This window comes from Microbacterium sp. JZ70 (assembly GCF_053903225.1).
The window spans coordinates 454,050-469,553 of the sequence record NZ_CP096405.1; the positions used below are offsets into that span (position 1 = coordinate 454,050).

The window sequence follows — 15,504 nt, forward strand, 5'->3', positions numbered from 1 at the left end:
CAGACGCCAACTGCGACCTGAACAACGACGGCCGCAGTCCGCCCGGCGAGACGGACCAGCCCCTAGGCCCGGCGCAGGCGCAGGGTCACGAGCTCGAACGGCCGCAGCTCCAGAGCAAGTGGATCGCCCGACCCGGGCTCCAGCGCGCGCTCGAGGAGGTCCGTCCGCCGCGCCTCGGCGACCGCGAACCCCGGCACGAGCCGGCCCGAGGCACGCGCCCCGCGGGCTTCGTACAGGCGCACGACGACGTCCCCAGACCCGTCCTCCGCGAGCTTGACCGCCTCGACGAGGATCGAGGGCGCTCCGTCGATCCTCACGATCGGCTCGACGGGGCGACCGCGCCGGATGCGCGGTGGCAGGTTGAGCCGGTAGCCCTCTGCCGCCGCGTCGAGGACCCCGCCGGTCGACACCGCATGGCGGAAGACGTGCACGCCCTGGTCGGCCTCGGGGTCGGGGAACACCGGCGCCCGCAGCAGCGACTCCCGCACGCGCGTCGCGCCGCCCCCGCCGGCGCGCGTGCGGCGCGTCACGTCGTGGCCGTACACGCGGTCGTTCGCGACGGTGACGCCGAAGCCGGGCTCGTCCACGTGCAGCCATCGATGCGCCACGGTCTCGAACCGCGCGGCATCCCACGACGTGTTGGCGTGGATCGGGCGGCGGATGTGTCCGAACTGGATCTCCGACGCCGCCGTGTCGGCCAGCACGTCGACGTCGAACGCGAGCTTGAGGAGCTTCTGCCGCTCGTGCCAGTCGACCGTCGTCTCGATGTCGAGCGCGGCGCCGTGCGGGGCGATCCGCAGGCGCTGCACGACGGAGGACCTCCCCACCTCGCGCTCGACGACGACCGCGTTCCCCTCGATCCGGATGGCCGCGGTGCGGGCGGGCGCGAGCGGGGTGCGGTTGAAGTGGTGGTCGATGTCCCACGCGTCCCACTGGTTCGGGGTGTCGCGGAACAGCTGCAGCACGTTGCCGCGCCCCTCGGGCGGCACGACCTCGCGACCGGCTCGGCGGTCGACGAACGACACGATCTCGCCGTCGGCGTCGATCACGACCCGGAGGGCGTCCGACTCGAGCACGTACCCGCCGTCGGCCTCGCGCACGGATGAGCCCGCGCCATCCGCTCGTGTCGGCGCTGCGGCGAGCGCCGGCGCCCCGTGGAGCGCGATGGGCGCCGCGTTGAACACGACCTCCTCGTCGCCGTCGCCCGCGAGCACGTCGAGCGCGTCGGCGATGAGCGCCTCGAGGTCGTCGGCCACGCGCGCGTAGTTCTCCTCGGCCTGCTGGTGCACCCAGGCGATCGACGAGCCGGGCAGGATGTCGTGGAACTGCTGCAGGAGCACGGTCTCCCATGCGCGGCGAAGGGCATCGGTCGGATACGGCGCCCCGTGCCGCACGGTCGCGACGGTCGCCCACAGCTCGGCCTCGCGCAGGAGGTGCTCGCTGCGCCGGTTGCCCGCCTTCGTGCGCGCCTGCGACGTGTACGTGCCGCGGTGGAACTCGAGGTAGAGCTCGCCCGACCAGGTCGCCGGCGACGGATGGCCCGCGCGGGCCTGCGCGAAGAAGGCGTCGGGGCGCAGGAAGTCGACGCGAGGCGACCCCTCGAGGTCGCGCTTGCGGAGGCCGGTCTCGATCATCTCGCGCGTGGGCCCTCCCCCGCCGTCGCCGTAGCCGAACGGCACGAGCGACAGATCGCTGATCCCGCGCTCGGCGTTCTGGCGCTCGGCGCGCGCGAGGTCTACCGCGCCGAGGTCGGAGTTGTACGTGTCGACAGGAGGGAAGTGCGTGAACACGCGGGTGCCGTCGACGCCCTCCCACAGGAAGGTGTGATGCGGCATGACGTTCGTCTCGTTCCACGAGATCTTCTGGGTGAGGAAGTTCTCCGATCCCGATGCCGCGACGATCTGCGGCAGCGCACCGGAGTATCCGAAGGAGTCCGGCAGCCACACCTCGGTCGTCTCGACCCCCAGCTCGCGCAGGAAGAACCCCTTGCCCGCGACGAACTGGCGAGCGAGCGCCTCGCCGCCCGGCATGTTCGTGTCGGATTCGACCCACATGCCGCCCACCGGCGCCCACCTCCCCTCGGCGACGCGCTCGCGGATGCGCGCGAAGAGCTCGGGATAGTGCTCCTTCATCCACGCGTACTGCTGCGCCGACGACGCCGCGAACACGAAGTCGGGGTAGCGGTCCATGAGGTCGAGGACGTTCGAGAACGTCCTCGCGCACTTGCGGATGGTCTCGCGCACGGGCCAGAGCCAGGCCGAGTCGATGTGCGCATGGCCGACCGCCGCGACCCGGTGCGTCGAGGCGGGGGATGCCGCGGCGAGCGCGGGCGCGAGCGCCTCCCTCGCGAGCGCCGCGGTCCCCGGGACGTCGTCCGGGTCGAGGGCGTCGGAGGCCCGCTCGAGGGCGCGGAGCAGGCCCGCGCGCCGCGTCGACCGCTCGGGAAGCACGGCGAGGAGGCCCTCGAGTGTCGACCAGTCCCGCTCGAGCGCCGCGACCTCGCGATCGCGCAGCACGAGGCGCACGCCCCCGAAGCGGTACAGCGGGTCGCTCCCCGCCGTCGCCTTGTCGCCGAGCGCCGTCGGGCGGAACTCCCAGTCCGACCCCACGTCGGGGTTCGAGGCCGCCTCGATGAGCACGTCGACCTGCGCGGCTGCCGCATCGACGGCGACCCAGTCGTTGCGCGGCTCGAGTCCCTTGAGCACACTCCCCTCGGGCGTGTAGACGAGGCCCTCGCACTGGAAGCCGGGTTGCCCCGCGATGAACCCGAGATCCACGACGAGCTCGATGTCGTGCGTCCCCGCCTGCGCGCGCTCGCGCCATCCGCTCGGCACCTCCGCGCGCACGCGGAACCAGGTGGTGCCCCACGGGCGCCCCCATGCGTCGCCCGATGCGATCGGCCTGAAGCCGTCGCGCGGCACAGCAGCGAACGGCACCGGCTCGTCCGGCGCCTCCCACGCATCGACCTCGATCGGCGCCTGCTCGGCGCGGATGGCCGGGGCGATGCGATCGCGGTAGGTGCGGGCGATGCGGCTCGCGATCAGGGCGGAGTCATCGTGCATGGGGGTTCCTTTCCGAAGTGTGGGTCAGCCCTTGACCGCGCCGGCGAGAGCGAATGATCCGCCCGAGAGCCGTGTGACGAGGACGTACAGCGCGAGGACGGGGAGCGAGTAGATGAGGGAGAACGCCGCGAGCTGCCCGTAGGCGACCGCGCCGTACTGCCCGAAGAAGGCGAAGATGCTCACGGCGGCCGGCTGGCGGTCTGGGCTCAGCAGCAGCACGAACGGGACGAAGAAGTTCCCCCAGGCCTGCATGAACACGAAGATGAAGACGACTCCGATGCCCGAGCGCATGAGCGGCATGACGACGCGCGTGAGGGTGGTCAGCATCGATGCGCCATCGACCCACGCGGCCTCCTCGAGCGAGATCGGCACGGAGTCCATGAAGTTCTTTGTCATCCAGATCGCCATCGGGAGGGACGTCGCCGCGAGGAACAGGACCGTTCCGAGGACGGAGTCGATGAGGTTGAACCACACGAACAGCATGTAGACGGGCACCATCATCGCGGTGATCGGCAGACAGGTGCCGAAGAGCACGCCGTAGAGGAACGGCTGGTTGATGCGCAGCCGGTACCTCGAGAGCGGATAAGCCGCGAGGACGGCGACGATCACGGTGATGATCGCGCATCCTCCCGACAGGATGACGCTGTTCAGCAGCGGTCGGAAGGCGAGCTCGGGCGTGAGGACCGCCGTGAAGTTCTCGAGCGTCCATTCCGCAGGGATCGCGACCGACAGCGTGGCGGACCGGTCGAACGAGGCGAGCAGGAGCCACCCCATCGGGAGGAGGAAGGCGACGCCGATCACGACCAGGATGAGGTTGGCCGTGAGGCGCAGCCCGCGTCCTCGCGGCGACGTCAGTGCGAGCGTCATCGGTCTGCCTCCGGTCGCAGAGCACGGATGTACACGATCGAGAAGATGCCTCCGACGACGAGCAGGATGGTCGCGATCGCGGTCCCGAAGCCGAGCTCGGAGAACTTGAACGCCTCCTGGTAGGCGAGGACGGGGAGCGTCGACGAGGAGGTGCCGGGGCCGCCCCCGGTCATCACGTAGATGAGCGTGAAGACGGACAGCGTCTGCAGGGTGGTGAGCATGAGGTTGGTCGAGATGCTCCGTCGGATCATCGGCACCGTGATGTAGGCGAAGCGCTGCCATCCGCGCGCGCCGTCCACCTCGGCCGACTCGGTGATCTCCGGCGGCACCTCGGCGAGCGCCGCCGAGTACACGAGCATCGAGAACGCGGTGCCGCGCCAGATGTTTGCGAGGATGACCGAGAGCATCGGCGCGTCGTACAGCCAGGACGGACCCTCGACGCCGACCAGCCCGAGCAGCGCGTTGAGCGTCCCGTCCTGCGCGAAGAACGCGTACGCCGCGAACGACGCGACGATCTCGGGGAGCACCCAGGCGCCGACCACGATCGTCGCCACCACGCCCCGCACGATGGCGGCCGACGAGCGCATCGCGAGCGCGAGGATCATCCCGAGAACGTTCTGGCCGATGATCGCCGAGCCGATGAGGAAGACGAGCGTGAGGACGACCGACTGCGGGAAGTCCGGATCGGAGAAGAGATCGATGTAGTTCTGGAATCCGACGAACTCGACGTCTCGCGCGGCGGCGCCCCTCAGAGCCGCGTTCGTGAAGGCCCCGTAGAACGAGCTGATCACGGGCCCGAGCAGGAACACCGCGAGGAGCACGACGGCGGGCAGAAGCGGGAGCGCGCGCACCGCGTCGCGACGGAGCCGCCCGCGCGGCGGGCGGGGACCGCCCCGTCGTCGGCGCGGGTCCACGCCGACGACGAGAGCGGTCTCGGACAGGACGTCAGCCATCCTGCGTGTTCTCCTCGCCCACGATGTCGACGACCGCCGCGTCGTACGCGGCCGCGGCTTCCTCGGGCGTCTGCTGCCCCGTCATGACCGCCTCCATGGCCACGGTGATCTCGTTCGAGATCTGCGCGTAGTCGCTCGTCGCCGGGCGGTAGTGCGTGACGTCCACGAGCGAGGAGAAGAACTCGAACGACTCGTTCGCTGCGGTGTACTCCGGGTCGTCGGCGACGTCGGAGCGCACCGCGATCTGGCTCGCCGCGATGTCGTATGTCTGCGAGTTCTCCTTGTTCAGCGCGAGTGCGATGAAGTCCCACGCCGCATCGGGATTGTCCGTTCCCGACCCCATGGCGAGAGTCCATCCGCCCGACATGCTCGTCGCTCCCGGCTCTTGGCCGTTCTGCGTGGGCATCGGCGCCTGGCCCATCACCTCGCTCCACTCCGGCCACGGAGCGGTTCCGGTCTCGAGCCACGTGCCGCTCAGCCAGGAGCCGTCGAGCGCGATCGCCAGCTTGCCCTGCGGCAGCCATTCGGCCGCGACCTTCGTCCCCACGTTCGTATCGAGCGCCTCCTGCGGCGTCGGGCCGAGCTCTCCCTGGTAGACGTCAGCGATGAACTGCAGCGCGTCGACGAACCCCTGGGAGCCGGTCACCCACTTCGAGGTCTCCGTGTCGTAGAGCGTGTCGTCGGTGCCGTAGAGGAGCATCTCGAACCCCTGCATGGCCGCGGCCTCCCCCTGGGGCTTGCCGGCGTACACGTTGAGCGGGATGACGTCGGGGATCGACTCCTTGATCGTCTGCGCTGCGTCGAGGACGTCCTGCCAGGTCTTGGGCTCCCACGGGACCGGCAGCCCGGCCTGCGCGAACAGCTCGGTGCTGTACCAGAGTGCGCGCGTGTCCGTTCCCATCGGGATCCCGTAGATCTTCCCGTCGTCGCCGAGCCCCGCCTGCTTCGCGTTGTCGAAGAACTGGTCCCAGTCGTCCCACTCCGCCACGTAGTCGTCGAGAGGAGCCAGATAGCCGGCGTCCACGTCGGACTTGATCATGAAGGTGTCCTCGTACATGACGTCCGGCGCCGTGGCGGGCGACTGGTTCATGAGAGCGAGCTTCGTGAAGTAGTCGTTCTGCTGTGCCTCGATCGGCACGAGCTCGACCGTGACGCCCTCGTGCGCCTCCTCGTAGTCCGCCTTCACGTCCTGGAGGAGGTCGTCGAGCTGGGTGAACGTCCCGAACTTCTGGTACGCGACGCGGATCGTGTCCGCATCGCCGCCTGCCTCGCCGCCTCCGCAGCCGGAGAGCAGCAGCGCGCCAACCCCCAGCAGTGCCAGCGACGTCGTCGTCCTGCGCATCATGAGACTCCCTTGTCCGCATCGGCCGACGCGTCGGTGCGCGGCCGCTTCGAGAATTAATAAATCGTCTTGGTTTACTAAAGTCAAGGTGCTCGCGGGGATGCCCTCCTGCGAGGTCGATACTGGAGACGGAGGTGCGGCCCATGATGCGACGCGGCGCGAACCTGCCGTCGATCGGCGAGTTCAATCAATCCGTCGTGCTCGACGTCATCCGCGTGGCGCCGACGGGGGTGAGCCGCGTCGAGATCGCGGCGCAGACCGGTCTGTCGTCGCAGACGGTGACGAACGTCGCCCGGCGCCTCCTCGCCGACGGGCTCATCCGCGAGGGCGAGCGGCTCGCGACCGGCCCGGGGAAGCCGCGCACCTCGCTTCATCTCGTTCCCGGGGCGCGCACCGCGGTCGGCATCCACCTCGATCCGTCGTTCATCACGTACACCGTCGTGGATCTCGCCGGTTCGGTGATCGCGCGAGCGGCGACCCCGACGCCGCCCGTGCTCTCGCCCGCCGACGTCATCGAGAGCATGCGGCTCTCGGTAGAGCGGCTCCTCGGCGAGGCCGATATCGACCGCGCCCGGCTGCTCGGCATCGGAATCGCCGCGCCCGGCCCTCTCGACCTCGAACGCGGAACCGTCGACAACCCGCCGCTGCTCCCCGGGTGGAACGGGGTGCCCCTGAGGGACGCGCTTGGCGACGCGCTCGGACTTCCCGTCGCACTCGAGAAGGATGTGACCGCCGCGACCATCGGCGAGCTCTGGTCCGGCCAGGACAGCGTGCGAGACGACTTCGCCGTCTTCTACGTCGGCACAGGCGTGGGTCTCGGCGTCGCACTGGACCACAGCGTCCGGCGCGGGGCCACATCGAATCTGGGAGACATCGGCCACCTCCGGGTGTCGCACGAGGGCGTCGTCTGCGCATGCGGGAACCGCGGCTGCCTCGGAGAGAACATCGCACCGGCCCGCCTCGTGAGCGACGCCGTGCGCGGAGGGATCATCCCGCACGTGGACCACGCCGATCACGGCGCGATCGCCGCCGCGTACGCCGACGTCTGCGCCGCCGGCGCCTCCGACGAGCGGGCGGCGCGCCTCCTCGAGCAGATCGCCGTCGACATCGCCACAGCGGCCGTCGCGGTCGCGAACCTCCTCGACCTCAGCGACATCGTCTTCAGCGGAGCGTTCTGGAACCACCTCGCGCCTGTCGTCCTCCCGGAGGTCCGGCGGCTCATCGCCGGCTCTCGCGCATACGTCCTGCCGCATGCGCTCCGCGTGTCGACCTCGTCCCTCGGCTCCGATGCGACCGCCATCGGGGCCGGGTGCCAGGTGCTCAGCTCAGCCTTCGCGCCGTCCGCTGCGCCTCTCGTGCGTCCCGCGCCTGCCTGACGTTTTCGTCGGTGCTGCGACGGGCCGCGGATAGGGTGGGGAGCATGGCGCCCGAGATCTCCCCCTGGTCCTGCATCCTCTGGGACGTCGACGGGACCGTCGCCGACGCATCCGCCGGGATCCTCCCCCGCATCACGCAGGTCCTCACCGACCTCGGCCGGACCCCGCCCGGCCCCGACGAGCTGTCGGCCTGGATCGGCCCGCCCATGCTCGAGTCGTTCCAGGTGCGCGGCATGCTGAGCCCCGAGGAGGCCGTCGACGCCGTCGCGCGCTACCGCGAGCTCGCCGCACGCGAGGGCTACGCCGAGTCGGTCGCGCTGTACCCCGGCGTCGCCGACCTCATCCATGCCGTGAACGCCGCGGGCGTTCCGCAGGCGACCGCGAGCACGAAGCCCGAGAATCAGGTGATCGCGATCCTCGAGCACTACGGGCTCGCCGGCTGCTTCACCTCGATCACGGGCGCGTCCTCCGACGCTGACTCACTCGACACGAAGGCCACCGTGCTCGCGAAGGCGCTCGAGCGGCTGAAGGAGGCGGGGGTCGACACGTCGCACCCCGTGCTCATCGGCGACCGCCACCACGACGTCGACGGCGCCACGGAGCACGGCCTTCCCGTCATCTTCGTCCGATGGGGCTTCGGCACCCCGGGCGAGGAGGAGGGCGCGATCGCGGTCGTCGACGACATCGACCAGCTGCGGCCGCTTCTCCTGTCCGAGCAGTCCGAGCAGTCCGACGCCGCCTAGCCCGCCGCCGTGTTCGACGACTTCGACATCGAGCTCGAGACCGTCCTGGCGTGGGTCCTGCCCGCCCTCGCGGTCTTCGCGGGGGCCGCGCTCGTCGTCGTGCTGACGGTGTGGATCGTCAAGCGCGCCCGTCGGGGTCGCCGGGCGCGTGCACGGGCGGCGACCGCCCTGGACGGCGTCGGCACGAAGCTCGTCGCACTCGACGACGCGGTGGACGAGCTCGAGCTCGAGCTGCAGCTCTCGGGAGCCCTGTACGGCGGCGACCCGCCGCCCACGCTGCGCCGGTCGCGCATGACCGCGCAGCACACGCGCGACGATGCGTTCGGCGAGTACCGCGCGCTGCGCGAGTCGACCGAGCTTCCCGCACGCGTCCGCCGAGCCGCGCGCGCCCTCACGGCGCGCCTCGACAGAGCGCTGCAGGCCGTCGAGGCTGCACGCGGCGAGCACAGCGCCTGGATCGCCTCGCACGTGACGGCGGCCGAGCAGGTGGCGTCCGCCCGCGAGCGCCTCGCGGGCGTCACCGAGCGGATGGGCGACCCCTCGGCGCTCCTCGACGACCTCGCGGCACGCGCGGATCGGTCGGAGTGGGACGACGCCGCGGGCGCGGCGGACGACGCCCGAGCGGCGCTCGAGGATGCGCGCCGCCTGCTCGACGAGGCGGAGCGAGCAGCCCAGGACCCGTCGCGATCAGCTCTGGCCGATCTCGCGGAGGCCGAGCGCCGACTCCGCACGGCCGAGCAGCGGTCGCGCGCGCTCGAGGAGCGCCACCGCATCGTGCTGCAGGCGGCGCAGGCGGTGCGCGGCGAGCTCGACGCCGCCGCGGCGGCCATCCGCTCGGCCACGGGCATCCGCGCGGCGCTCGAGCCATCCGATGCCGAGCGCCTCGGGCGCGAGATCGAGCGGGCGGCCGACGAGCTCGATCGGCTGCGGGCGGAGGCGGAGCGCCGGCCCGTCGCGACGAACGAGGGCGTCGCCCGTCTGCGCGACCGTCTCGACATGGCCCTCGCGGATGCCCGCACGGCGCAGCAGCGGCTGCTCGGCGCTCGCAGCGCCCTCCCCGGCACCCTGGCCGCCGCACGCTCGGCGCTCGCCCGGGCGGAGACGGCGGTGGGTCACGGCGCGTCGCTCGAGGCGCGGGTGCGGCTCGACGCCGCCCGCGCGGAACTCGCCCAGGCGCGGCAGACCGTCGACCCGGTGGAGGCTCTCGACGACGCGCGCCGCGCCATCCGCCATGCCGAGGACGCGAAGGCGCTCGCGGACCACGACCGCGCGAGCGCCTGACCGCCGGCCCGTCCGGGCAGACGGAAGGGCCCGTGCGAGCTGGTCGCACGGGCCCTTCGAACGCTGTGGGTTACAGCGGGCGGATGTTCTCCGCCTGGAGGCCCTTGGGGCCCTGGGCGATTTCGAACTCCACGCGCTGGTTCTCTTCGAGCGAGCGGTAGCCGCTCGCGCTGATCGCGGTGTAGTGCGCGAAGACGTCAGAGCCGCCCTCGTCAGGAGCGATGAAGCCGAAGCCCTTCTCCGAGTTGAACCACTTGACGGTGCCTTGCGTGCTCATGTACTGCCGTTCTTCTTGATGGGTGCCGATGCAGATTTCGCGCCGACCGAGGCCCACGCTACGGGAGTCGAGCCGAAATGGATAGGGCCATCTGCCGAATGACGAAGATGGTCGGCAGATGGCCAGGAAAGGAATCAGCCCTCATCGACTAGGGGGGATAGCGATGAGGGCTGGACGACCGAGAGGGACGTCTGCGAACACGATACTGCATTTGTCCCCCAAATGGGGGACAAAATCGAGATTCATCAGATCGTGATCTTGCACCCACCGGGGGCCTGCGACGGCCCTTGTTTCTCGGGCTCAGGCCCGCTGTTCTCGAGGCCAGGACACCGTGTCTCAGGTGGTGCCCGAACGACGGCCGGATAACCACACCACGCGAGACACGGGCACCCCGCAAGGCGCCCATGTCTCACCCGTCGCCGGAATCACCCCCGGATAACCACACCACGCGAGACACGGGCACCCCACCGCCAACACACCCCGCAACAGCGCCCCACCGCGTCGACGCGCAGGACCCCGCGCCCTCACAGCAGGGCGCGGGGTCCGGATGGTCGCGGTGCGATGCGGGTCAGAGCCCCTGGGCCACGCGGTAGTAGACGGCGTTCCAGCGCAGCTCGCGCTCGAAGCCGGCGAGCGTCGTGTCGTCGTCGATCGTGACGAGCTCGACGCCCGACATCTTCGCGAAGTCGCGGAAGACCTCCACGCCGACCTGCGTCGACATCACCGTGTGGTGCGCGGCGCCGGCGGCGAGCCACGCGGCCGCCGAGGTGTGGAAGTCGGGCGCGGGCTTCCACAGCGCGTGCCCGACCGGCAGCTTCGGCATGGGCGCGGGGAGCTCGACGTTCTCGACGACGTTCGCGACGAGTCGGAAGCGGTCGCGCAGGTCGCTCATCGCGACGACGACGGCCGGGCCGGGGTCGGCGGTGAAGACGAGGCGCACGGGGTCCTCGCGGTCGCCGATGCCGAGCGGGTGCACCTCGAGGCGCGGCTTCGCCGTCGTGAGCGACGGGCTGACCTCGAGCATGTGCGCACCGAGGATGAGCTCGTTGCCGGGCTCGAGGTGGTAGGTGTAGTCCTCCATGAGGCTCGCGCCACCGGGGAGGCCCGCGCCCATGACGGCCGCGAGGCGCACGAGGACCGCGGTCTTCCAGTCGCCCTCGGCCCCGAAGCCGTAGCCGTCGGCCATGAGGCGCTGCACGGCGAGACCCGGGAGCTGACGGAGACCGCCGAGGTCCTCGAACGACGTCGTGAACGCGCTGAAGCCGCCCGCCTCGAGGAACGACCGCAGGCCGAGCTCGATCTTGGCGCCGTAGCGCAGCGACTCGGCGCGCTCCCCGCCCGGGCGGAGCTCCTCGGCCACGTCGTAGAGCTCGAGGTACTCGTCGACGAGCGCGTCGACGTCGGCCTCGCTCGCCGCGTCGACGGCCTCGACGAGATCGTTCACGCCCCACGTGTTGACCTGCACGCCGAGGCGGATCTCCGCCTCGGTCTTGTCGCCCTCGGTGACGGCGACGAAGCGCATGTTGTCGCCGAAGCGCGCGAGCTTGAGACCCTGCGCGGCCGCGCGGCCGGCAGCCGCACGCGCCCACACGCCGACGCGCGCGGTGACCTTGGGGTCGCTCACGTGGCCGACCACGGTCGTCCGCGGAATGCCGAGTCGCGTCTCGATGTACCCGAACTCGCGGTCGCCGTGCGCGGCCTGGTTGAGGTTCATGAAGTCGAAGTCGATGTCGGCGTACGGCAGGTCGACGTTCACCTGCGTGTGCAGGTGGAGGAGCGGCTTCTGGAGCGCGTTCAGGCCCGAGATCCACATCTTCGCCGGGCTGAACGTGTGCATCCACGCGATGAGGCCGATGACGTTGTCGTCGGAGCTGGCCTCGAGCACGATGCGGCGGATCTCGTCCGATCCCGTGAGGACGGGCTTCCAGACCACTCGGACCGGGACATCCGGCGAGTCCACGAGGCCCTGCGCGACCTGCTGCGACTGCTCGGCCACCTGGCGGAGCGTCTCCTCGCCGTAGAGGTGCTGGCTCCCCGTGAGGAACCAGACCTCGTGCTGTGCGAGATCCGGGATGATGCTGCGGCTCATCGGTTCATGCCTCCCTGCGGCGTCTGGCCGTACACGTTCTGATAGCGGTTGTAGAGGTGGTCGATCTTCTCCTGCGGGATCGGCACCGGCTCGCCCAGCTGGCGGGCGATGTGGATGCTGCGCGCGGCATCCTCGACCATGACCGCCGCCTTGACGGCGTCCTTCGCGTCCTTGCCGATCGTGAAGGGGCCGTGGTTCTGCATGAGGACGGCGCGCGAGCGGTGCCCCCGCAGCGTCTCGACGATGCCGCGGCCGATCGAGTCGTCGCCGATGACCGCGAACGGCCCGATCGGGATCTCTCCGCCGAACTCGTCGGCCATGCCCGTGATCACGCAGGGGATGGGCTCGGCGCGGGCGGCCCACGCGACGGCGTAGGTCGAGTGCGTGTGCACGACCCCGCCGACCTCGGGCATATTCCGATACACGTATGCGTGCGCGGCGGTGTCGCTCGAGGGGCTGCGCTCCGAGCCGGGGGTGCCCTCGATGACGTCGCCGTCGAGGTCGCACAGGATCATGTTCTCGGGCGCGAGCTCGTCGTAGCTCACACCCGACGGCTTGATGACGAACAGGTCGGCGCCGGGCACGCGGCCCGAGACGTTGCCGCCGGTCCACACGACGAGACCGTAGCGCGTGAGCTCGCCGTGGAGCTTCGCGACGTCGGCGCGGACGCGGTCGATCGAGGCCTGGACCTCGGGGCTGAAGTCGGTCATGTCGTTCCTCGCTCTCAGGAGTCGGCAGGCGACGCGGACACGGCGGAGACGGCGGCCGCCTCGGCCGCGAGCCCCGCGCGCCAGCGCTGCAGGTAGGTGTCGAAGGCGGCGACGTCGGCCGCCTCCGGGACGATGGTCTCGGCCGACGCGCTCGCGAAGAGCTCCTCGTCGAGCCAGGTCGAGAGGTCGCGGCCCGACGCGGAGCCGTCGATGACCGCGCGGCGGTACTGGCCGAGGACCGCGATCCCCCAGGCCCCGCCCTCGCTCGCGGTCTCGGCGACCGAGACGGGGGCGCCGATGGCGGCCGCGAGGATGCGCTGCGCGACGCCGCGCGTGCGGAACATGCCGCCGTGCGCGCGCATCTCCTCGATCGCGACGCCCTCGTCGGTCAGCGTCCGCATGCCGAGGCTCAGGGTGGCGAATGCGCCCTGCAGCTGCGCGCGCGCGAAGCCCGCGAGGGTCAGTCGCGCGTCGGGCGTGCGCACGAACATCGGCCGTCCCTCGGTGAGACCCGCGATGGGCTCGCCCGAGAGGAAGTTGTAGACGAGCATCCCGCTGTCGGCCTCGGCCTCGAGCGCCGCGCCGAGGAACGCCTCGAAGACCGCATCGGGCGCCGACGGATGGCCGAGCGCGGCCGCGAACTCGCCGAGGACATCCGCCCAGGCGTTGAGCTCGCTCGCGCCGTTGTTGCAGTGGACCATCGCGACCGCGTCGCCCGCGGGGGTCGTGACAATGTCGATCTCCTCGTGCGGAGTGCGCGGGCCCTCCTCGAGGACGACCATCGCGAAGATGCTCGTGCCGGCGCTGACGTTGCCCGTGCGCGGCGCGACGGCGCCGGTGGCGACCATGCCCGTGCCCGCGTCGCCCTCGGGCGGGCAGAGCGGGATGCCCGGCTGCAGCGCCCCCGACTCGTCGAGGAGAGCGGCGCCGTCGGCCGTGAGGGTACCGGCGTCCTCGCCCGCGCTCAGCACCTCGGGCAGCGCGTCGGCGATCCGCAGCCCCTCCGCGCCGTGCTCGGCGGCGAGGCGGTCGAAGGTGCTCAGCATCGTCGCGTCGTACGTGCCGGTCGCGGTGTCGATCGGGAACATCCCCGACGCGTCGCCCACGCCGAGCACGCGGCGCCCCGTGAGCAGCTCGTGCACGTAGCCCGCGAGGGTCGTGATCGCGTGCACGCGGGGCACATGCTCCTCGCGGTCGAGGACGGCCTGGTGGAGGTGCGCGACCGACCAGCGCAGCGGGATCGCGAAGGCGAAGGCCTCGCTGAGCTCCGCCGCCGCGGGCCCCGTGTTCGTGTTGCGCCACGTGCGGAACGGCACGAGCAGCTCCCCCTCCGCGTCGAACGCGAGGTAGCCGTGCATCATCGCGGAGACGCCGATCGCGGCGAAGGTCGAGGGCTTCGCACCGTGGTCGCGCTCGACGTTCTCCGCGAGCTCGCGGTACGCGGCGCGCACGCCCGCGCGGACGTCGTCAAGCGAGTACGTCCACAGCCCGTCGACGAGCTGGTTCTCCCACGTGAAGCCGCCCGTCGCGAGCGTCGTTCCGTCCGGTGCGACGAGGCACGCCTTGATGCGGGTCGACCCCAGTTCGATCCCGAGCGACGCCTGCGCGATTGCATCCGACATCTGTCCTCCTCGACGCGTCCATGACCGCGGATGTGAGCGCTCACATTGATGTGTGCGGTTCAGATTACCGCGCACGAGGGCCATCCGCAATCGCCGGATGGCCGGGGCTGGCTCCCGGGCTGTCAGCCCCGGCGCGGAGAGGCGGTCGACCCGCGCACGATGAGGCGCGGCGCGACCGCGGCCGGGGCGGTCGCCTCGCCCCCGTCGAGACGCCCGTCGAGACGCCCGTCGAGACGCGCGACGAGGCGCGCGACGGCGAGCCTCCCGATCTCGGCGAAGTCCTGGTGCGCCGTGGTGAGCGGCGGGAGGCAATGCGCGGCCTCGGGGATGTCGTCGAACCCCGTCACGCTCACGTCGTCGGGCACACGCAGCCCGCGGTCGGACAGGCCGTGGATGATCCCGAGCGCCATCTGGTCGTTGCCCGCGACGATCGCGGTCGTCTCCGGCGCGATCGCCGCGGCGAGCGCGTAGCCCGCATCGGCCGTCCAGTCGCCCTCGAGCGTCGGGAGCGGCGCGAGTCCGCGCTCGCGCGCCGTGCGCTCGAAAGCGGCGCGACGCAGATCGGCCTCGATGTATCCCGCCGGACCGGCGACATGCTGGATGGCCGTGTGCCCCAGGCCGCGGAGGTGGTCGACGAGCGCGCCGACGCCGGCGAGCTGGTCGACGGCCACGGCGTCGGGGCCCTCGCCGCCCGCCTGCAGGGTGAGGACGGGCAGGTCGACGCCCTCGAGCTCGGCCAGCATCACCCGGTAGGGCGTGATCGCCACAAGCGCCTCGACCGAGTGATCGAGGAGGAACTCGACGCCCGCCCGCACGGCGTCGGGCTCGGGCACGACGCTCGTCACGAGCGGCCGGTACCCGGCGTCGCGCACCGCGTGCTCGACCGCGAGCAGGGTGCTGACCGGCCCGAACCCGGCCGTCGCCGGCGTGAGCACCCCGATCGACCCCGTGCGGCTCGTCGCGAGGGTGCGTGCGGCGACGCTGCGCCGGTAGCCGAGCTCGCGGATGGCGTCGAGCACCTTCTCGCGCGTGGCCGGCCGGATGCCCTCGAAGTCGTTCAGCACGCGCGAGACGGTCTGATGCGAGACGCCCGCGCGCTGCGCGACGTCGTAGATGCTCGGCACTCGCCGCTGATCCGCCATCCGGTCCTCCTGCGCCTCCCACGCTAGCGGCACATCCCGC

General features: G+C 71.4%; 12 protein-coding genes. 3 read left to right on the forward strand and 9 right to left on the reverse strand.

Translation table 11 applies throughout. From position 1 onward, the window contains the following. Positions 1–62 precede the first annotated feature (62 nt). Genes M1D46_RS02035 through M1D46_RS02050 form a run of 4 tightly spaced genes read right to left on the reverse strand, consistent with a single transcriptional unit; the run spans position 63 to position 6,224 of the window. Positions 63–3,062 carry an alpha-mannosidase gene (locus tag M1D46_RS02035; RefSeq protein ID WP_456286453.1) on the reverse strand — a complete coding sequence of 1,000 codons (3,000 nt, stop codon included), beginning with the start codon at positions 3,060–3,062 and terminating at the stop codon, positions 63–65. A gap of 24 nt (positions 3,063–3,086) precedes the next feature. Further along, complete coding sequence (locus M1D46_RS02040) at positions 3,087–3,929, reverse strand: carbohydrate ABC transporter permease (RefSeq protein WP_324013397.1); 843 nt, start codon at positions 3,927–3,929, stop codon at positions 3,087–3,089. After that, positions 3,926–4,882 carry a carbohydrate ABC transporter permease gene (locus M1D46_RS02045; RefSeq protein WP_324013396.1) on the reverse strand — a complete coding sequence of 319 codons (957 nt, stop codon included), beginning with the start codon at positions 4,880–4,882 and terminating at the stop codon, positions 3,926–3,928. Before M1D46_RS02045 ends, M1D46_RS02040 begins: the two co-directional genes overlap by 4 nt. Further along, positions 4,875–6,224, reverse strand: a complete 1,350-nt coding sequence (locus tag M1D46_RS02050) for an extracellular solute-binding protein (RefSeq protein ID WP_456287142.1) — start codon at positions 6,222–6,224, stop codon at positions 4,875–4,877. The genes M1D46_RS02045 and M1D46_RS02050 overlap by 8 nt, the downstream gene beginning before the upstream one ends. Positions 6,225–6,367: 143 nt before the next feature. On the opposite strand from M1D46_RS02050, the gene M1D46_RS02055 reads away from it, so the two are divergent. Genes M1D46_RS02055 through M1D46_RS02065 form a run of 3 tightly spaced genes read left to right on the forward strand, consistent with a single transcriptional unit; the run spans position 6,368 to position 9,624 of the window. Then, positions 6,368–7,600: an ROK family protein gene (locus M1D46_RS02055; protein WP_456286454.1), complete on the forward strand. Its 1,233-nt coding sequence runs from the start codon at positions 6,368–6,370 to the stop codon at positions 7,598–7,600. 44 nt (positions 7,601–7,644) lie between these two features. After that, the gene (locus M1D46_RS02060; RefSeq protein WP_456286455.1) at positions 7,645–8,343 is read left to right on the forward strand and encodes an HAD hydrolase-like protein; all 699 of its coding nucleotides are present in this window, start codon (positions 7,645–7,647) and stop codon (positions 8,341–8,343) included. A gap of 9 nt (positions 8,344–8,352) precedes the next feature. Beyond that, positions 8,353–9,624, forward strand: coding sequence for a hypothetical protein (locus tag M1D46_RS02065; RefSeq protein ID WP_456286456.1), 1,272 nt, complete (start codon positions 8,353–8,355; stop codon positions 9,622–9,624). A gap of 70 nt (positions 9,625–9,694) precedes the next feature. On the opposite strand, the gene M1D46_RS02070 is transcribed toward M1D46_RS02065, so the two are convergent. The 5 genes from M1D46_RS02070 to M1D46_RS02090 all read right to left on the reverse strand — a co-directional run bounded on the left by M1D46_RS02070 (position 9,695) and on the right by M1D46_RS02090 (position 15,464). Further along, a complete protein-coding gene (locus tag M1D46_RS02070) occupies positions 9,695–9,901 on the reverse strand; it encodes a cold-shock protein (protein ID WP_271172470.1) in 207 nt (68 codons plus the stop codon). A 568-nt stretch (positions 9,902–10,469) separates the two neighbouring features. Continuing rightward, positions 10,470–11,990 (reverse strand): L-arabinose isomerase, encoded by a 1,521-nt coding sequence (araA, locus tag M1D46_RS02075; RefSeq protein ID WP_456286457.1) that lies wholly within the window; start codon positions 11,988–11,990, stop codon positions 10,470–10,472. Then, positions 11,987–12,700 (reverse strand): L-ribulose-5-phosphate 4-epimerase, encoded by a 714-nt coding sequence (locus tag M1D46_RS02080; RefSeq protein WP_282978295.1) that lies wholly within the window; start codon positions 12,698–12,700, stop codon positions 11,987–11,989. Before M1D46_RS02080 ends, araA begins: the two co-directional genes overlap by 4 nt. A 14-nt stretch (positions 12,701–12,714) precedes the next feature. Next, a complete protein-coding gene (locus M1D46_RS02085) occupies positions 12,715–14,322 on the reverse strand; it encodes a xylulokinase (RefSeq protein ID WP_324013388.1) in 1,608 nt (535 codons plus the stop codon). Between the two features lie 122 nt (positions 14,323–14,444). Further along, positions 14,445–15,464: a LacI family DNA-binding transcriptional regulator gene (locus tag M1D46_RS02090; protein WP_456286458.1), complete on the reverse strand. Its 1,020-nt coding sequence runs from the start codon at positions 15,462–15,464 to the stop codon at positions 14,445–14,447. Positions 15,465–15,504 lie beyond the last annotated feature (40 nt).

Excerpts from the sequence above, each read along its gene's own strand:
- M1D46_RS02035 (WP_456286453.1), bottom strand. The coding sequence starts at position 3,062 with ATGCACGATGACTCCGCCCTGATCGCGAGCCGCATCGCCCGCACCTAC.
- M1D46_RS02040 (WP_324013397.1), bottom strand. The coding sequence starts at position 3,929 with ATGACGCTCGCACTGACGTCGCCGCGAGGACGCGGGCTGCGCCTCACG.
- M1D46_RS02045 (WP_324013396.1), bottom strand. The coding sequence starts at position 4,882 with ATGGCTGACGTCCTGTCCGAGACCGCTCTCGTCGTCGGCGTGGACCCG.
- M1D46_RS02050 (WP_456287142.1), bottom strand. The coding sequence starts at position 6,224 with ATGCGCAGGACGACGACGTCGCTGGCACTGCTGGGGGTTGGCGCGCTG.
- M1D46_RS02055 (WP_456286454.1), top strand. The coding sequence starts at position 6,368 with ATGATGCGACGCGGCGCGAACCTGCCGTCGATCGGCGAGTTCAATCAA.
- M1D46_RS02060 (WP_456286455.1), top strand. The coding sequence starts at position 7,645 with ATGGCGCCCGAGATCTCCCCCTGGTCCTGCATCCTCTGGGACGTCGAC.
- M1D46_RS02070 (WP_271172470.1), bottom strand. The coding sequence starts at position 9,901 with ATGAGCACGCAAGGCACCGTCAAGTGGTTCAACTCGGAGAAGGGCTTC.
- araA (WP_456286457.1), bottom strand. The coding sequence starts at position 11,990 with ATGAGCCGCAGCATCATCCCGGATCTCGCACAGCACGAGGTCTGGTTC.
- M1D46_RS02080 (WP_282978295.1), bottom strand. The coding sequence starts at position 12,700 with ATGACCGACTTCAGCCCCGAGGTCCAGGCCTCGATCGACCGCGTCCGC.
- M1D46_RS02085 (WP_324013388.1), bottom strand. The coding sequence starts at position 14,322 with ATGTCGGATGCAATCGCGCAGGCGTCGCTCGGGATCGAACTGGGGTCG.
- M1D46_RS02090 (WP_456286458.1), bottom strand. The coding sequence starts at position 15,464 with ATGGCGGATCAGCGGCGAGTGCCGAGCATCTACGACGTCGCGCAGCGC.